The organism is Methylobacterium sp. 1A (assembly GCF_058072805.1).
Window position 1 is genome coordinate 533,914 of the sequence record NZ_JBYQVE010000001.1, and the last position, 16,372, is coordinate 550,285.

The 16,372-nt window shown below is 72.9% G+C and carries 14 protein-coding genes; 12 read left to right on the forward strand and 2 right to left on the reverse strand.

From position 1 onward, the window contains the following. Positions 1-154 precede the first annotated feature (154 nt). The 10 genes from tsaB to ACX9MN_RS02665 all read left to right on the forward strand — a co-directional run bounded on the left by tsaB (position 155) and on the right by ACX9MN_RS02665 (position 11,541). Positions 155-829, forward strand: a complete 675-nt coding sequence (gene tsaB / locus ACX9MN_RS02620) for a tRNA (adenosine(37)-N6)-threonylcarbamoyltransferase complex dimerization subunit type 1 TsaB (RefSeq protein ID WP_026604975.1) — start codon at positions 155-157, stop codon at positions 827-829. Then, positions 826-1,341: a GNAT family N-acetyltransferase gene (locus ACX9MN_RS02625; protein WP_100252187.1), complete on the forward strand. Its 516-nt coding sequence runs from the start codon at positions 826-828 to the stop codon at positions 1,339-1,341. Before tsaB ends, ACX9MN_RS02625 begins: the two co-directional genes overlap by 4 nt. Before the next feature lie 4 nt (positions 1,342-1,345). Further along, positions 1,346-2,212 (forward strand): lysophospholipid acyltransferase family protein, encoded by an 867-nt coding sequence (locus ACX9MN_RS02630; protein ID WP_020093464.1) that lies wholly within the window; start codon positions 1,346-1,348, stop codon positions 2,210-2,212. Positions 2,213-2,555: 343 nt separating this feature from the next. Then, on the forward strand, positions 2,556-4,292 hold the full coding sequence (locus tag ACX9MN_RS02635; protein ID WP_056522564.1) for an L-lactate permease: 1,737 nt from the start codon (positions 2,556-2,558) through the stop codon (positions 4,290-4,292). 154 nt (positions 4,293-4,446) lie between these two features. Further along, entirely contained in the window at positions 4,447-5,784 is a 1,338-nt protein-coding gene (miaB, locus tag ACX9MN_RS02640; protein WP_020093466.1) for a tRNA (N6-isopentenyl adenosine(37)-C2)-methylthiotransferase MiaB, read from the forward strand. 37 nt (positions 5,785-5,821) lie between these two features. Continuing rightward, entirely contained in the window at positions 5,822-6,928 is a 1,107-nt protein-coding gene (locus tag ACX9MN_RS02645; protein ID WP_091977046.1) for a PhoH family protein, read from the forward strand. Between the two features lie 2 nt (positions 6,929-6,930). Next, entirely contained in the window at positions 6,931-7,410 is a 480-nt protein-coding gene (ybeY, locus tag ACX9MN_RS02650) for an rRNA maturation RNase YbeY (protein ID WP_100252188.1), read from the forward strand. A 36-nt stretch (positions 7,411-7,446) separates the two neighbouring features. Next, on the forward strand, positions 7,447-8,580 hold the full coding sequence (locus ACX9MN_RS02655; protein ID WP_020093469.1) for a hemolysin family protein: 1,134 nt from the start codon (positions 7,447-7,449) through the stop codon (positions 8,578-8,580). Between the two features lie 88 nt (positions 8,581-8,668). Further along, positions 8,669-10,300 (forward strand): apolipoprotein N-acyltransferase, encoded by a 1,632-nt coding sequence (gene lnt / locus ACX9MN_RS02660; RefSeq protein WP_244534924.1) that lies wholly within the window; start codon positions 8,669-8,671, stop codon positions 10,298-10,300. Next, on the forward strand, positions 10,297-11,541 hold the full coding sequence (locus ACX9MN_RS02665; protein ID WP_100252190.1) for an MFS transporter: 1,245 nt from the start codon (positions 10,297-10,299) through the stop codon (positions 11,539-11,541). The genes lnt and ACX9MN_RS02665 overlap by 4 nt, the downstream gene beginning before the upstream one ends. Here the strand turns inward: ACX9MN_RS02665 and ACX9MN_RS02670 are convergent. Then, entirely contained in the window at positions 11,493-11,969 is a 477-nt protein-coding gene (locus ACX9MN_RS02670) for a cupin domain-containing protein (protein WP_091977050.1), read from the reverse strand. The two genes, ACX9MN_RS02665 and ACX9MN_RS02670, sit on opposite strands and share 49 nt — an antisense overlap. 85 nt (positions 11,970-12,054) lie before the next feature. Next, positions 12,055-13,644 carry a catalase gene (locus ACX9MN_RS02675; RefSeq protein WP_020093473.1) on the reverse strand — a complete coding sequence of 530 codons (1,590 nt, stop codon included), beginning with the start codon at positions 13,642-13,644 and terminating at the stop codon, positions 12,055-12,057. A gap of 136 nt (positions 13,645-13,780) precedes the next feature. Here ACX9MN_RS02675 and ACX9MN_RS02680 point away from each other — a divergent pair, with 136 nt between their 5' ends. Both ACX9MN_RS02680 and ACX9MN_RS02685 read left to right on the forward strand, forming a co-directional pair. Then, a complete protein-coding gene (locus tag ACX9MN_RS02680; RefSeq protein ID WP_100252191.1) occupies positions 13,781-14,716 on the forward strand; it encodes a LysR substrate-binding domain-containing protein in 936 nt (311 codons plus the stop codon). Positions 14,717-14,806: 90 nt separating this feature from the next. Then, entirely contained in the window at positions 14,807-16,297 is a 1,491-nt protein-coding gene (locus tag ACX9MN_RS02685) for an argininosuccinate lyase (protein WP_100252192.1), read from the forward strand. The last annotated feature ends 75 nt before the right edge of the window (positions 16,298-16,372 follow it).

Here is a 16,372-nt window from a genome sequence, read left to right on the forward strand (position 1 = left end):
CGGCGCAAGCCGGCAACACTCCACCGGTGATCCGCCCGGTGCGGGCGCCCCGCCGCTGACGAGGCGTCGGTTTTGCTCTAACGCTGGAGGCTCTTCGCGCCCGTCGCGGCGCAGGGAGGCAACCGTCGGCGCGGACCGGCCTGTGGGAGTGAGCGTGCGTATCCTGGCCATCGACACAGCGCTGGACACCTGCGCCGCCTGCGTCATGGCGGAGGAGTCCGAGGCGCCCCTCGCCGCCGAGTCGCTGCCCATGGCGCGCGGCCACGCGGAATCCCTGCTGCCGCTGATCGAGCGGGTGATCGCTCGGGTCGAGGGCGGATTTGAGGCGATCGACCGGGTCGCCGTGACGGTCGGGCCCGGCAGCTACACCGGGCTGCGGGTCGGCCTGTCGGCGGCCCGCGCCATCGGCCTCTCGACCGGCAAGCCCGTCGTCGGCGTCGGCACCCTCTCGGCGCTCCTCGCGCCGCTCCTGGCCGACACCGTCGCGGGCACGATCGCCGCGGTGATCGACGCCCGCCACGGCGCTGTCTACGTGCAGGCCCTCGGGCCGGGCGACGGCCTCGCGCCCGCGCATCTCGCCGTCGAGGCGGCGGCCGAGCAGCTGGGCGACGGCCCGGTGGTGCTGACCGGCTCCGGCGCGCCGATGCTGGCCGCCGCGCTCGCCGCACGCGGCGTCGCGGCGCGCGTCGCCCATGTCGGCGGTCCCGATATCGCGGCGGTGGCCTCCCTCGGCCTCGTCGCCGACCCGGCGCAGGCCCTGGCGCGGCCCCTCTACCTGCGGGGGCCGGATGCCCGGCCGCAGGACCACGCGCGGATCGCACGGCGATGACGCGCCCGCTGCCCTTCTGGCCCTTCGACTGGTGGTTCGCGTGGTGGGACGCGCTGACCCCGGAGCCCTACGTCGCGCCGCTCCGCGACGCCGCGCAGGCCCCTGCCCTCGCCCGCCTCCACGCGACCGCCTTCGCGCGGCCCTGGGACGCGCACGAGTTCGAGCGGATGCTCTGCGAGCGCTCGACCCACGCGCACGCCCTCTGGCGCGCGGGCGTCCTCCAGGGCTTCGTGCTCTCGCGCCGGGCCGCCGACGAGGCCGAGATCCTGACGGTCGTGCTGTCCCCGGCTCTGCGCGGCGGCGGCCACAGCCGCACGCTGCTCCGCGAGCACCTGGCGAGCCTCGCCCTCGACGGCGTCGCCCGGGTGCATCTGGAGGTCGACGAGGGCAACGCTCCCGCGCTGCGGCTCTACGCCCGGCACGGCTTCCGGCAGGTCGGTTCGCGCACCGGCTACTATCTCAAGGCCGACGGCAGCCGGGCGACCGCGCTGACGATGAGCGCCGACCTGTGACGCCGTGAGCCGCCTCGGCATCGCCTGGCGCGTCGCGGCCCTCGCCCTCGCCTTCGCTGTGCTGGGACCGCCCCACTGGATCGCCCTGCGCCTCCTCGGCCGCCGCGCGACCCTGGCGCCGATCCTGTTCCACCGCGTCTTCCTGTGGCTGTTCGGGGTGCGGGTCACGCAGAGCGGGACGCCCCCGGCCCCCGGCGAGGCGGCTCTGGTGCTCGCCAACCACGTCTCGTGGCTCGACATCATCGCGGTGGGCTCGCTGCGGCCGCTCTCCTTCGTGGCGAAGTCCGAGATCGCCGGCTGGCCGCTGATCGGCGTCCTCGCGGGGCTCCAGCGGACGATCTACATCGACCGGCAGCGCCGCGGCGCGACCGCGAGCGTCAGCACCGCCATGGGCCACCGCCTGGCCGAGGGGGAGCTGGTCGTCCTGTTCGCGGAGGGGACCACCGGCGACGGGACCCGGCTCCTGCCGTTCCGCTCCTCCCTCGTCGGCGCCGCCCGCGCGGCGCTGCAGGCCGAGGCCGGGCGCGGACGGGTGCGCCTCCAGCCGCTCGCCATCGCCTATCCACGGCGCAACGGCCTGCCGGTCACGCGCGCCGAGCGCGCGGAGATCGCGTGGTACGGCGACATGGAGCTGGTGCCGCACCTCGCGACCTTCGTGCAGGGCGGCCCCATCGACGTGCACGTGGTCTGGGGCGCGCCGATCCCCTTCGAGGCGACCACCGACCGGAAGGTCGCCACCGCGGCCGCCGAAGCCGAGGTGCGCGCGGCCCTGCGGGGCGCCGGCACGGGCGCCGGCACCGCCCCGGCACCCGACACGCGGCCGGCCGCCCCGGGGATCGGTCTCCAGGGGCCGGAGATCGCGCCGGTCTGAACCCTCGGCGCTGCGCCGGACGCTGCTCCCGCGTCGGGATCCGGAGCCGGCGCGCCCGCGACCCCGGCACCGTGGGAGGCGCGCGCGGCCTGCTTTTCCACGCCTAAGCTCCTGGACGCGAACGGAATCCTGTCTCAGATCCAGATTTTACGCCTGGTCCGGACGGGTCTGATCCTTTCGAGACCAGCTCGTCGCTGTTCGACCGGGCGGATCCGCCGATCCGCGCGAGAGTAAGCCGGTGGAATCACCGTCAGAATACATGATTCAACGCATTGAGCGGCCGGAACACGTCTGCTAGCTAGGCCGCAATCCGGAACAGACGGAAATTATTGGAGGACGCCCGGTGCAAACCTGGAACCAGGTTTACGACCCGTTCGGGAGCCCGTGGCTCTCGACGCTCGCCGCTTCAGTGCCGGTCATCGCACTGCTCGCCATGATCGCCAGCGGGCGCGTGAAGGCCCATATCGCGGCGGTCATCGCCCTCGGCCTCGCCATGCTGGTGGCCATCGTCGGCTTCGGCATGCCGACCGATCTCGCCACCCGCGCCGCCATCCTCGGGATGGTCACGGGCTTCTTCCCGATCGGCTGGATCATCCTCAACGTCATCTTCCTCTACCGGCTCACGGTGGAGAAGGGCTGGTTCGCGATCCTGCAACAGTCGGTGGCGGGCATCACCGCGGACCGACGCCTCCAGCTGCTCCTGGTGGCCTTCGCGTTCGGCGCCTTCTTCGAGGGCGCGGGCGGCTTCGGCACGCCGGTCGCCGTCACGGGCGCGATCCTGATCGGCCTCGGCTTCTCGCCGCTCGCCGCGTCCGGCCTGTCGCTGATCGCCAACACCGCGCCGGTGGCCTTCGGGGCGCTCGGCGCGCCGATCCAGGGCCTCGCCTCGGTCACCGGCTACCCGCCCGAGATCCTCGGCGCGATGATCGGCCGGCAGCTGCCGCTGTTCTCGCTGATCGTGCCGTTCTGGCTGATCTGGGTGTTCGCGGGGTTCCGCGGCATGATCCGGGTGTGGCCGCCGATCCTGGTCTGCGGCGCCTCCTTCGCGGTCGCGCAGTTCCTGATCTCGAACTACGTCAACCCGTGGATCGTCGATATCGGCGCCTCGCTCGCCTCGATGCTCGCGCTCGTGCTGTTCCTGAAGGTCTGGCAGCCCAAGGAGATCTGGTCGTCGCCGGCTCTGCGCGGCCACGATCCGTCGCTCGCCGTCGCCGGTCCGCGGCCCGTGGCGCTCGGCGCCGGCGTGCCCGGCACGCCCCCGGTCCATACCGGCGCCCGCACCGCCTCGCAGGGCGAGATCCTGATGGCCTGGGTGCCGTGGATCATCCTGTCGATCGTCGTGGCCATCTGGGGGACCGGCTGGTTCAAGGGCATCGTCAACCCGCTCTTCACCTGGAAATACGAGGTGCCGGGCCTGCACAACGTGATCATGAAGGTGCCGCCGGTGGTGGCCAAGCCGGTGCCGGAGGGCGCGGTCTTCCTGTTCACCTACATGTCGTACACCGGCACCGGCGTGCTGATCGCGGCGATCATCTCCGGCCTGATCATGCGGTTCTCGCCGCTACGCCTCGTCACCGCCTACTTCGAGACCATCTGGGCCCTGCGCTACTCGCTCATCACCATCGCGGCGATGCTCGCGCTCGGCGTCCTCACCCGCTACGCGGGCGTCGACGCCACGCTCGGGCTGGCCTTCGCGGGCACCGGCATCCTCTACCCGTTCTTCGGGACGCTGCTAGGCTGGCTGGGCGTGGCGCTCACGGGTTCGGACACGGCCTCGAACGTGCTGTTCGGCGGCCTCCAGAGGATTACCTCCGAGCAGCTCGGCCTCTCGGGCGTGCTGATGGCGGCGGCGAACTCGTCGGGCGGCGTGATGGGCAAGATGGTCGACGCCCAGTCGATCGTCGTCGCCTCCACGGCCACCGGCTATTTCGGCCAGGAAGGCAAGATCCTGCGCTTCGTGTTCTGGCACTCGATCGCGCTGGCCTGCCTCGTCGGGCTGTTCGTGATGCTGCAGGCCTACGTGCCGTTCTTCCAGCAGATGGTCATCGACCTGCCCGCGGCGGCGCCGGCCGCCCACTGAGGCCGGTTCGACCGGCCAGCCTCTGACCGGCCGCCCGCGGGCGGCCGGTCGCGTTTCGGGCGCCGCGACGGCCCCCGCGATCCGTGCTACAGGCCGCGTGCCGGGCCCCGCGGGGCGGGTGCAAGGATCATCGGACGGTTCGGGACGGCGCGCGTTGAAGAAGGCTTTCGTCAAATCCTACGGTTGCCAGATGAACGCCTACGACGCGGCCCGCATGGCCGACGTCCTCGGCGCCGAGGGCTACACGGCGACCGACACGGTCGAGGACGCGGACGTCGTCGTCCTCAACACCTGCCACATCCGCGAGAAGGCCGCCGAGAAGGTCTATTCCGAACTCGGCCGCCTGCGCGTGCTCAAGGGTGAGCGGAAGGCGCAGGGCCTCGACACGCGCATCGTGGTCGCGGGCTGCGTCGCCCAGGCCGAGGGCGCCGAGATCCAGGCGCGCCAGCCCGCCGTCGACGTGGTCGTCGGCCCGCAGAGCTATCACCGGCTGCCGGACCTGCTGGCGCGCTCCCGCGAGCGCCGCGTCGTCGACACCGAGTTCCCGGTCGAGGACAAGTTCGACCACCTGCCCCGCCGGCGGACGCTGGGTTCGTCGGCCTTCCTCACCGTTCAGGAGGGCTGCGACAAGTTCTGCGCCTTCTGCGTGGTGCCCTACACGCGGGGCGCGGAGGTCTCGCGCTCCGTGGCGGCGGTGCTCGCCGAGGCCGAGAAGCTCGCCGACGGGGGCGTCCGCGAGATCACGCTGATCGGCCAGAACGTCAACGCCTATCACGGCGACGGCCCCGACGGCGCGCCCGCGGGCCTCGCCGACCTGGTGCGCGCGGTGGCGAAGATCCCCGGCATCGCGCGGATCCGCTACACGACGAGCCACCCGAACGACTTCGACGACGCCCTGATCCGGGCGCACGCCGAGGTGCCGGCCCTGATGCCCTACCTGCACCTCCCGGTGCAGTCGGGCTCCGACCGGATCCTCGCCGCGATGAACCGCAAGCACACCGGCGACCAGTACCGCCGGCTGATGGACCGGATCCGCGCGGCGCGGCCCGACATCGCCCTGTCCTCCGACTTCATCGTCGGCTTCCCCGGCGAGACCGACGCGGACTTCGCCGAGACCCTGCGGCTCGTGCGCGACGTCGGCTTCGAGAGCGCCTTCTCGTTCAAGTACAGCCCGCGCCCCGGCACGCCGGCCGCCGACCGCACCGATCAGGTGCCGGAGGCCGTGATGGCGGCCCGGCTCGCCGAGCTGCAGGCGCTCCTCGACGGCCAGCGCCACGCCTATCAGCGGGCGGCCGTCGGCCGGGTCTTCGACGTTCTGGTCGAGAAGCCCGGGCGGCACCCCGGTCAGGTCGCGGGCAAGACGCCGCACCTGCTGGCCGTCCAGTTCGACGCCGCGCCTCACCATATCGGACAGGTCGTGCCCGTGCGGATCACCGAGGCAGGGTCCAACAGCTTGTTCGGGGAACTCGTCTCCGCGGCTGCGGCGGCGTGAGGAGCGGAGCGGTCGGGATGATGGCGAGGATGGCGGCTTGAGCGCGTCGGACGGTGCGGGCGCGCGCGGCGCGCTCAAGGGGCGCGGCCCGGCGGCGCGGCCGGCCGGATCGGACGAGGCGGTCGAGGTGCCGCTGACCTTCGACGACAACCGCCTCGCGAGCCTCGTCTTCGGCCAGTACGATCAGAACGTCGCCCATATCGAGCGCCGGCTGGAGGTCACCGCCACCGCGCTCGGCAACCACCTCGTCATCAAGGGGCCGGCCGACGCCGCCGAGACGGCGCGGCGGGTGTTCCAGAAGCTCTACGCCCGGGTGCGGACCGGCGGCAGCACGCTGACCCTTGGCGACGTGGACGGCGCCATCCGTGAGGCCACCGCGCAGGCGACCCTGTTCCCGGCCGAGGTCATCGCGGCCGAGGCCGACAGGCCGCATTTCGAGCAGATCGCCACCCGCAAGCGCGGGGCCGTGCGGGCGCGCAACCCGGCGCAGGACGCCTACATCAAGCTCCTGCGCACCAACGAGCTGGTCTTCGCCGAGGGCCCGGCCGGGACCGGCAAGACCTGGCTCGCCGTCGGCCACGCCGTGTCGCTCCTGGAGCAGGGCCATGCCGAGCGGCTGATCCTGTCCAGGCCCGCGGTCGAGGCCGGCGAGCGCCTGGGCTTCCTGCCGGGCGACATGCGCGAGAAGGTCGACCCCTACCTCCGCCCGATCTACGACGCCCTGTACGACTTCATGGAGGCCCGCCACGTCGATCGCGGCCTCCAGACCGGCCAGATCGAGATCGCGCCGCTCGCCTTCATGCGCGGCCGAACCCTCACCAACGCGGTGGTGCTGCTCGACGAGGCGCAGAACACCACCTCCATGCAGATGAAGATGTTCCTCACCCGCCTGGGCGAGGGCTCGCGCATGATCATCACCGGCGATCCGAGCCAGATCGACCTGCCGCCGGGCCAGAAATCCGGCCTCGTGGAAGCGGTCAGCGTGCTGGAGGGCGTCGAGGGGATCGGGCACGTGCGGTTCAAGGACGTCGACGTGGTCCGCCACGACCTCGTCCGCCGGATCGTGACCGCCTACGAGCGCGCCGCCCACGGCAGCGCGGAGGCCGACCGCAACCCGAATCCCCGCCGCCGGCCCCTGGCGTGACCATGCCCCACGAGATCGACCTCGCCGTCGAGGACGCGCGCTGGGAGACGGCGGTTCCGGATCTCGAGGCCCTCGTCACCCGCGCCGTCGAGGCCGGGCTCGCCGTCGCCCCCGGGAGGCCGGACGGTCCCGTCGAGGTCAGCGTCCTGCTAACCGACGACGCCGCCGTCCAGGAACTCAACAGGACCTGGCGCGGCAAGGACAAGCCCACCAACGTCCTGTCCTTCCCGGCCGCCCCGCAGCCGCGGCATGCCGGGACCGCCGCGCCCCTCGGCGACGTGGTCCTTGCGTACGAGACCCTGGTGCGCGAGAGTGCGGAGCAGTCGAAGCCGCTCCAGAATCACCTCGCCCACCTCCTCGTCCATGGCACCCTGCATTGTCTCGGTCAGGACCACGAGATCGGCGAGGCCGAGGCCGATGCCATGGAAGCCCTCGAGGTCGCGGCACTCGCGACCCTCGGCATCCCGGATCCCTATGCCTGAGCGCGCGACGTCCGAGCGACCCCAGACCCGAGAGACATGAGCAACGATCGAAGTCGCGGCGCGGCCCTGGCCGCGCCCAGTTCCACCGAGGGCGAGTCCCAGCACCGGGAGCCCTGGTACGACCGCCTGCTCCAGGCGCTCCATCTCAAGCCGCGCGATTCGCTGCGCGAGGGTCTTGAGGAGGCGCTGGCGGAGCCGGACGCCGGCGAGAGCGGCCTCACCCCGCTCGAGCGCGTCATGCTCAAGAACGTCCTCGGCCTGCACAAGGTGCGCGTCGACGACGTGATGGTCCCCCGGGCCGACATCGTCGCCGTCTCGAACGACACGAGCCTCGGCGAGTTGCTCAAGCTGTTCCGCACGGCCGGCCATTCCCGGCTGCCGGTCTACGGCGAGACCCTCGACGATCCCCGCGGCATGGTCCACATCCGCGACCTCGTCGACCACATCGCCGCCAAGGCCGAGCCGGCCCGGCGCAGCGCGCCCGCCGTCTCGAAGCCCGCCGAGGTCGCGGCCGACGGCGCGGCGGACGCGCCGGCCGCGCCGCGCCCGCGCCGGCCGGCGTCGCGCCTGCCGCGCGGCCTGGACCTCGGCAAGGTCGACCTGACGACCACGCTGGCGGCGGCGCGCATCCAGCGGCCGGTCCTGTTCGTGCCGCCCTCCATGCCGGCGATCGACCTGCTGGTGCGGATGCAGGCGACCCGCACCCACATGGCGCTGGTCATCGACGAGTACGGCGGCACCGACGGGCTGATCTCCATCGAGGATCTGATCGAGGTCGTGGTCGGCGATATCGAGGACGAGCACGACGTTGCCGAGGACAAGTACGTCCAGCGCGTCGAGGGCGAGGGCGAGGTCTTCGTGGCCGACGCGCGCACGCCGCTGGCCGAGGTCTCCGAGGTGACGGGCGTCGACCTCGTCGCGGCCGTCGGCGAGATGGCCGAGGAGATCGACACGCTGGGCGGCATGATCGTGACGCTGGCGGGCCGCGTCCCGTCGCGCGGCGAGCTGATCGCCGGCCCCGGGGACCTCGAGTTCGAGGTGCTCGACGCCGATCCGCGCCGCCTGAAGCGGCTCCGGTTCCACAAGGGCGCGGCGCGCATCGGCAACGTCGTGCCGCTCGCCCTGCCGCCGCCCGCGAACGCCCCGGTCGCCGAGACGCCGCACCCGTGACGGTCGCGGCGTGACGGGTCTGGTGGACGGTTTCGCCCGGTCGCCCGCGGCGGCCGGCGCACCGATGCGCGGGCCGATCCCGGGTCCCATGTCCGATCCGGAGCGGGCGCGCGTCCCCGGCGCGGTGCTGGCGATCGCGCGCCTGACCGGCTGGCGCCGGCTCGGGCTGGCGTGGCTCGCCGGCGCCCTGGGCGCGCTGGCGATGCCGCCCTACGGGCTCCTCCCGGCCCTCGCAGTTTCCCTGACAATCGCGGTCTGGCTGCAGGACGGGGCGGCCGCCGGCCGGACGACACTCCGGCGGTTCGCGCCCTGCTTCCTCATCGGCTGGGCCTGGGGCTTCGGCTACCTCACCGCCGGTCTCTGGTGGCTGGGCCAGGCCTTCCTGGTCGAGGCCGACGAGTTCCTCTGGGCCCTGCCGCTCGGCGTGATCGGCCTGCCCTTCGTCCTCGGCCTGTTCTACGGCGCCGGTTTCGGCGCCGCGGGCCTGCTCTGGGGGCGGGGCGCGGCGCGGATCGCCGCCCTGGCCTTCGGGCTCGGCGCGGCCGACTGGCTGCGCGGCCACCTGTTCACGGGGTTCCCCTGGAACACCCTCGGGATGGCGCTGGCCCAGAACCTCTGGCTGATGCAGGGGGCGGCGGCGATCGGGCTCTACGGCCTGTGCATCCTGGCCGCGCTGGTCTGCGCGGCGCCCGCGACGCTCGCCACCGGCGCGCATCCGCGCGCCCGGTTCGGGCCGAGCGTCGCCGCCGCGATCGTGCTCGCCGGCCTGGCGCTCTACGGGGCCGAGCGGCTCGGTCCGCCCGACCCGGTGGTCGCGGGTGTCCGGCTGCGGCTCGTCCAGCCCAACCTGCCCCAGGACGCCAAGTTCAGGCCCGAGAACCGGGCCGACATCGTCGACCGCTACATCGAGCTGAGCCAGCGCCCGACGGAGGCCGGTGCGCCGGAGCCGACCCACATCGTCTGGCCGGAATCGGCCTTCCCGTTCCTGATCCAGCGCGACCCCGACGCCCTGGCCAAGGTGGCGGCCGGCCTCAAGCCCGGGCAGCACCTGATCACCGGGGCGGCCCGCGCCGAGGAGCCGCTGCCGGGCGAGCGCCTGCGCTTCTACAACGCCGTCCTGGTGATCGGCCCGGACGGCCGGATCTCCGACAGCTACGACAAGGTCCACCTCGTCCCGTTCGGGGAGTACCTCCCCGCGCCTCTCGACGCCGCCCTGCGGGCCGTGGGGCTGCGCCAGTTCGTGGCGATCCCCGGCGGGTTCTCGGCCGGGACGCTCGCCGGGCAGCGGATCCTGACGGTGCCGGGCCTGCCGCCGGTCGCGGCGACGATCTGCTACGAGGCGATCTTCCCGGGCGCGATCCTGCCCGCCGGGCACGCCGCGCCGTCCCCGCAGCCGCCGGGGCTGATCCTGAACGTCACCAACGACGCGTGGTTCGGCGACACGCCGGGGCCGCGCCAGCACCTGGCGCAGGCGCGCCTGCGCGCCGTCGAGGAGGGTCTGCCGCTCGTGCGCGACGCCAATACCGGGATCTCCGCGGTGATCGACCCGCACGGCCGCGTCGTCGCCCGCACCGCGCTCGACACCGAGACCTGGCTCGACGCCGACCTGCCCGCCCGCATCGTCGGCGGCACGCTCTACGGTCAGTTCGGCGACGCCGCCTTCGCGCTGATGCTGGCCGCCTGCCTCGGCGGGGCCGTGATCGCGCGGCGGCGCCCGTGAGCGCGGACCGGGCGACCGCCAACCGGTTCCTGCTCGGCCTCGCGCTGATGCTGGTCGCGTTCAACCTGCGCCCGGCGCTGAGCACGGTCGGCCCCCTGCTGGCGACGATCCGGGACGGCACGGGGCTCGGCGCCGGCGGCGCCGCCATCCTCACGACGCTGCCGGTCCTGTGCCTCGGCATCGCCTGCGCGCTGGCCGCGCCGCTGATCCGCCGGATCGGGCCCGACCTCGCCGTGCTCGCCGGCTCGACCATCCTCGTCGCCGGCCTGACGCTCCGCGGTCTCGGCGGCCTCGTGCCGCTCTTCGCCGGCACGGCGCTCGCGGCCATCGGGATCGGGCTCGACAACGTCCTGCTGCCGGCGCTGGTGAAGCGCGATTTCGCCGGCAACGGCGGCCTGATGACCGGCCTCTACACGATGACCCTGTGCCTCGGCGCGGCCGCGGGCGCCGGGGCCTCGGTGCCGGTGGAGCACGCCCTCGGGGGCGGCTGGCCCTCCGCCCTGGCGATCTGGTCGCTGCCCGCGCTGGTGGCGGCCTTCGTGTGGATCCCGTTCGCCCGCCGGACCGCCTCGACCGCCGCGCCCTCCGCCGGGCGGCTGCTCCGCAACCCGCTCGCGTGGTGGGTGACGGGCTTCATGGGCCTGCAATCCTCGCTCGCCTACATCCTGTTCGGCTGGCTGCCGCTGCTGCTGCAGGGCCGCGGGCTGACGCCGCTGAATGCCGGGCTCTACGCCTCGCTGGCGACGCTGGTTCAGGCGCCGGGCGCCCTGCTCGTTGCCATGCTGGCGGCCCGCGCCCGGGACCAGCGCGCCTGGATCGTCGTGATACCCGGCCTGACGGCCGCCGCCTTCGTGGTCCTCGCCTTCGGGGCGGATTCTCTGCGGATCCCCGCCGCCTGCGCGCTGGGCTTCGGGATCGGCGGCTGCTTCGGGCTGGGCCTGACCCTGATCGTGCTGCGCGCCGCGGACGCGGCGAGCGCCGCCGGCCTCTCGGCCATGGCGCAGGGCATCGGCTACACCTGCGCCGCGCTGGGGCCGCTGGTCTTCGGTCTCGCCCACGAGGCGACCGGCGGCTGGGCCGTGCCAGGCGCCCTGTTCGTCGGCATCACCGTCGCGGCGATCCTGATCGGGCTCGCCGCCGGACGCGACCGGAAGGTCAGCGCGGCCGAACCCGAGCCGCGGGATCCGGCCGCTCAGCCGCTGACCGAACTCCAGCCGGCGAACCCGGCCAGCGGTTCCTGATCGTAGCGGGCCATCAGGTCGGTCATCGCGGCGGCGTCGCCGAGCCGTCCCTCCGCTGCGAGGCGGGCCAGACCCTCGAAGAAGCCCTCGCGGCCGAGCGCCGGCGCGAAGCTCAGCGTGAAGCGCACCGTGCGGTCGCCGCGATTGGCGAAGGCGTGCGCGACGCCGGGCGGGATCAGCGCGAAGTCGCCGGGTCCGAGGTCGTGATCCGCACCGTCGACGTGCAGGGCGAGCCGGCCCGCCTCGACCGAGAAGGTCTCGGTCAGCCGGGCGTGGCGATGCAGTCCCGCGCCCGGCGTCCGGGGATCCATCGCGACGCGGTAGATGCCGAGGCCGTCGCCGGTCTCGTCGCTGCGCGCGAGATAGGAGACCCGCATGCCGCCGATGACGGCGTTCGGGCCGGGCCCGCGGTGCACGACACTCGCCATCTTCGCCCCCGTCCGTTCCGCAAACGAGAACCCCGCGCGGCCGGGTGACCGCGCGGGGCTGTGTCGATGAGCGCGCGCGCGAGGCTTACTCGGCGGCGACCCGGTGCGCCTGCGAGCCGTCGGTCAGGGTCTCGGACTGCAGGCGCTTGCCCGGGGCGGCGCGACCCGGCAGCGGCGGCAGGGCCTTGGCCTTCTCCAGATCGATCCCGGCGCCTTCGGCGACGCGGCGGCCGTAATCCTCGTCGGCGTGCCAGAAGTGCCAGACCATCCGCAGCTGGATCGGCTCGGGGCACTGCTTCATGTCGGCCACGAGGTTGGCGATCAGGTCGTCACGCTCCCAATCCTGGAACGAGCGGTACCGGACGCCGGCTTGGGTGTAGTCGTCCTCGGTCCGCGAGGTCTGGTAGCGGCCGAGGCGGCCCTCCACCGGCTGGTGGTAGTCCTTGGCGGGCTTCGGCGCCTCGCGCAGGCCCTCGGCCAGCGTCGACGGCTCGTAGTTGATGTGCTTGTTCGGGCCGGTGCCGTCGACCGTGTAGGCCATCTGACCGTCGCGCTGGTTCGAGTAGACCTTCACGCCGGGCTGCGGCGCGTTGATCGGCAGCTGGAGGTAGTTGGCGCCGACGCGGTAGCGCTGCGTGTCCGAGTAGGACAGCGTCCGCCCCTGCAACATCTTGTCGTCCGAGAAGTCGATGCCGTCGACCAGCACGCCGGTCCCGAAGGCCGACTGCTCGACCTCGGCGAAGAAGTTGTCCGGCACGCGGTCGAGCACCATGCGGCCCACCGGCAGCAGCGGGAACTGGTCCACCGGCCACAGCTTCGTGTCGTCCAGCGGGTCGAACGACAGGTGGTCGTTCGGGCCATCCGGCATGATCTGGACGCAGAATTCCCACTCGGGGAAATTGCCGGCCTTGATGTTGTCGTAGAGGTCGCGGGTCGCGTGGCCGACATCCTTGGCCTGGATCTCGGAAGCCTGCTGCGAGGTCAGGTTGCGCACGCCCTGCTTCGGCTCCCAGTGGAACTTGCAGAGCACCGCCTCACCCTGGTCGTTGACCAGCTTGTAGGTGTTGACGCCCGAGCCTTCCATCTCGCGGTAATTGGCCGGGATGCCCCAGGGCGACTTCAGGTGCGTCACCATGTGGATCGACTCGGGGTGCTGGGCCACGAAGTCGAAGAAGCGCCACGCCTCCTGCCGGTTCGTCACCGGGTCCGGCTTGAACGCGTGGATCATGTCGGGGAACTTGATCGCGTCGCGGATGAAGAAGACCTTGAGGTTGTTGCCCACGAGGTCCCAGTTGCCGTCGACGGTCTTGAACTTGACCGCGAAGCCGCGCGGATCGCGCTCGGTCTCCGGGCTCTCCTTGGCGCCGGCGACCGTCGAGAAGCGCACGAACATCGGCGTCTTCACGCCGGTCTCGTTCAGCACCCGGGCGCGGGTGTACTTGGAGGCCGGCTCGTCGCCGATCTTGCCGTAGGCCTCGAACCAGCCGTGGGCGCCGGCGCCGCGGGCGTGGACGACGCGCTCCGGGATCCGCTCGCGGTCGAAATGCGTGATCTTCTCGATGAACTGGTAGTTCTCGAGCGTGGCCGGGCCCCGCTCACCGACCGTGCGGGTGCTCTGGTTGTCGCGGACCGGATGGCCCTGGCGGGTGGTCAGGATCGGGCGTTGATCGCTCATGCGTACCGTCTCTCCGTACTGCGAAGGCTCTCGGTGGACATCGGAGTCAGCCTGGAACCGTTCTGGTGAAGGGTTATGACCGGGGCGTGACCCCGAGGCAAATGCATCGTCACAAAGGTTCTGATAGACGCAGCCTATGAATCTGGCCGGCCTCTCCCTCCGCGATCTCGAATACGTCGTCGCCGTCGCCGACGAGGGGCATTTCGGCCGGGCCGCCGAGCGCTGCAACGTCAGCCAGCCGACGCTGAGCGTGCAGGTCCGTAAGCTGGAAACCGCGCTCGGCCTGACTTTGTTCGAGCGCTCGAACCGGCGGATCCTGCTCACCGAGGCGGGCCAGGCCATCGTCAGGCAGGCGCGGGTCGTCCTGGCGGAGGCGCAGCGGCTCCTGGCGCTGGCCAGCGAGGGCCGCGGCTCGCCGCTCACCGGGCGTCTCGTGCTGGCGGCGATCCAGACGCTCGGCCCCTATTTCTTCCCGCTGGTGCTGCGGCCCCTGCGCGAGCAGTACCCGCTGCTGATGCTCTCGCTGTCCGAATCGCGCACGGCCGACATCGTCGAGGGGCTGCGCGACGGGCGCATCGACGCGGCCCTGGTCTCGCTGCCGCTGCCCTCGCACGGGCTCGCGGTCTCGCCGCTGTTCGTCGAGCCGTTCTGGCTCGCCTGCCCGGCCGAGCACACCCTCGCCCGGGGCGGCGCGCTCTCCGCCAACGAGATCGCTGGGCCGGACCTGCTGCTCCTCGACGAGGGCAACTGCCTGCGCGACCAGACGATCGCGGCCTGCGGCGCCGGCTCCTCGGTCGGCCGCCACGCGACCAGCCTGGAGACGCTCCGTTCGATGGTGGCGGCGGGCGCCGGATACACGCTGCTCCCGGCCCTGGCGGTGCCGGCGAGCCCCGATCCCAGCGGCCTGACGGTCACCCGCGCCTTCGACGTCGACGGTCCCGGTCGGACCATCGCGCTGGTCTGGCGCGCGAGCGATCCGCGGACCGCCGGCCTCGCGAGCCTGGCCGCCTTCTTCCGGGCGCACGCGCCAGCGGGCACGGCCGCCTGCCGCGACGGCGAGGCCGTCGCCTGAGCCGCCGCGGACGCCCACCTTGAGCGGTTGTGAATAGGAAGAGGAGCCGCGACCGGTCTATCAGGACGGGTGACGACAGGGAGCGGCTCGATGCGGAGCACGATGGTCTGGGCCGTACTGGCGCTGCTGATCCCCGCGGGCGCGCGCGCCGAGCCGAAGGACAGCTTCGCCCGGATCGACCAGATCAACCGCGCCTCCCTGGTGATGACGGTGGAGACCGGCATCGTGCCGCGGGCGCTGGGCGCGACCGTCGCCCGCACCCTCGACCAGGTCGCCGCCGACGCCGCCAAGCCGGGCGCCGAGCGGCCGGACGATTACCTGCGGATCGAGCCGCTGATCACCGCCATCGCGGGGGCCGACGCCACGCGGATGCATTCCGGGCGCAGCCGCCAGGACATCATCCCGACGGTGCTGAAGCTCGAGCAGCGCGACCGGCTCCTGAACCTGGCCAAGGCGCTCGACGAGACCCGGGCGGCCCTGCTGGCAGTGGCCGAGCGCGAGGCCGACACGATCGTCCCGGCCTACACCAACGGGGTGCAGGCCCAGCCGACGACGCTCGGCCACGTCTACCTGGGCTACGCATCCGTCCTCGCCCGCGATGCCGACCGCCTCCGGGAGACCTGGGCGCGGCTGAACCTGTCGCCCCTGGGCGCGGCCGCCCTCGGCACGTCGAGCTTCCCGGTGGATCGCGAGAGGCTGGCAGCGCTACTCGGCTTCGACGCGCCGGTGGAGAACAGCTACGATTCCGGCCAGCTCGCGCCCATGGACATGGGGCTCGAGCTGACCGGGCTCGCGGCGAACCTCGCCACCACGGCCGGCAGCTTCGCGCAGGATCTCTACGCGCAGTACCACCAGACCCGGCCCTGGATCCTGCTGCGGGAGGGCGCGCTCACCGGGCCGAGCAGCATCATGCCGCAGAAGCGCAACCCCGTCGCGCTCTACAGCCTGCGCATGAAGGCCAGCGACGTCGTGGGGGCCGCCCAGGCCTTCGTCGTCATGGCGCACAACGTCGATTCCGGCATGCCGGACTACAAGCGCAACCAGGCCGAGCCGCCGGGGCGGACCCTGGCCGAGGCCGCCGAGATGTGCCGGCGCTGGACGCGCGTCCTCGACGGGCTGGTCGTGGACCGGGCGCGCGCCGCCGACGAGGTCGCGGCGGACTACTCCACCACCACCGAGCTCGCCGACACGCTCCAGCGCCAGGCCGACGTGCCGTTCCGGCTCGGCCACCACTTCGCGTCCGAGCTCGTGAGCTACGGCCGCAGCCACGACCTGCGCCCGGCCGACCTGCCCTTCCCGGAGGTGCGGCGCATCTACGCCGAGGCCGCGGCGGGGTCGGGGCTGAAGCCGGACCTGCCCCTCGACGAGGCCCGCTTCCGGGCGGCGCTGTCGGCCCGCGGCATGATCGACGCCGCGAAGGGGCTAGGCGGCCCGCAGCCCGCGGAGGTCCGGCGGATGCTGGGCGCCGCGCAGGCGCGGCTGCGGACCGACCGCGACTGGCTCGACGCCCGCCGCAAGGGCCTGGCCGATGCCCGGGCGCGCCTCGACGCCGCCTTCGCGGCCCTCACGCGCGAGCCCTGAGTTCCGCGCGGGGGCGCCGTGCCGAAACTCTGCCGTGACAGGGCCAATATTGCGGTATAGCGCGCGCCTGACGCC

Excerpts from the sequence above, each read along its gene's own strand:
- ACX9MN_RS02685 (WP_100252192.1), top strand. The coding sequence starts at position 14,807 with ATGCGGAGCACGATGGTCTGGGCCGTACTGGCGCTGCTGATCCCCGCG.
- ACX9MN_RS02655 (WP_020093469.1), top strand. The coding sequence starts at position 7,447 with ATGAGCAACGATCGAAGTCGCGGCGCGGCCCTGGCCGCGCCCAGTTCC.
- ACX9MN_RS02625 (WP_100252187.1), top strand. The coding sequence starts at position 826 with ATGACGCGCCCGCTGCCCTTCTGGCCCTTCGACTGGTGGTTCGCGTGG.
- ybeY (WP_100252188.1), top strand. The coding sequence starts at position 6,931 with ATGCCCCACGAGATCGACCTCGCCGTCGAGGACGCGCGCTGGGAGACG.
- ACX9MN_RS02675 (WP_020093473.1), bottom strand. The coding sequence starts at position 13,644 with ATGAGCGATCAACGCCCGATCCTGACCACCCGCCAGGGCCATCCGGTC.
- ACX9MN_RS02680 (WP_100252191.1), top strand. The coding sequence starts at position 13,781 with ATGAATCTGGCCGGCCTCTCCCTCCGCGATCTCGAATACGTCGTCGCC.
- ACX9MN_RS02670 (WP_091977050.1), bottom strand. The coding sequence starts at position 11,969 with ATGGCGAGTGTCGTGCACCGCGGGCCCGGCCCGAACGCCGTCATCGGC.
- lnt (WP_244534924.1), top strand. The coding sequence starts at position 8,669 with ATGTCCGATCCGGAGCGGGCGCGCGTCCCCGGCGCGGTGCTGGCGATC.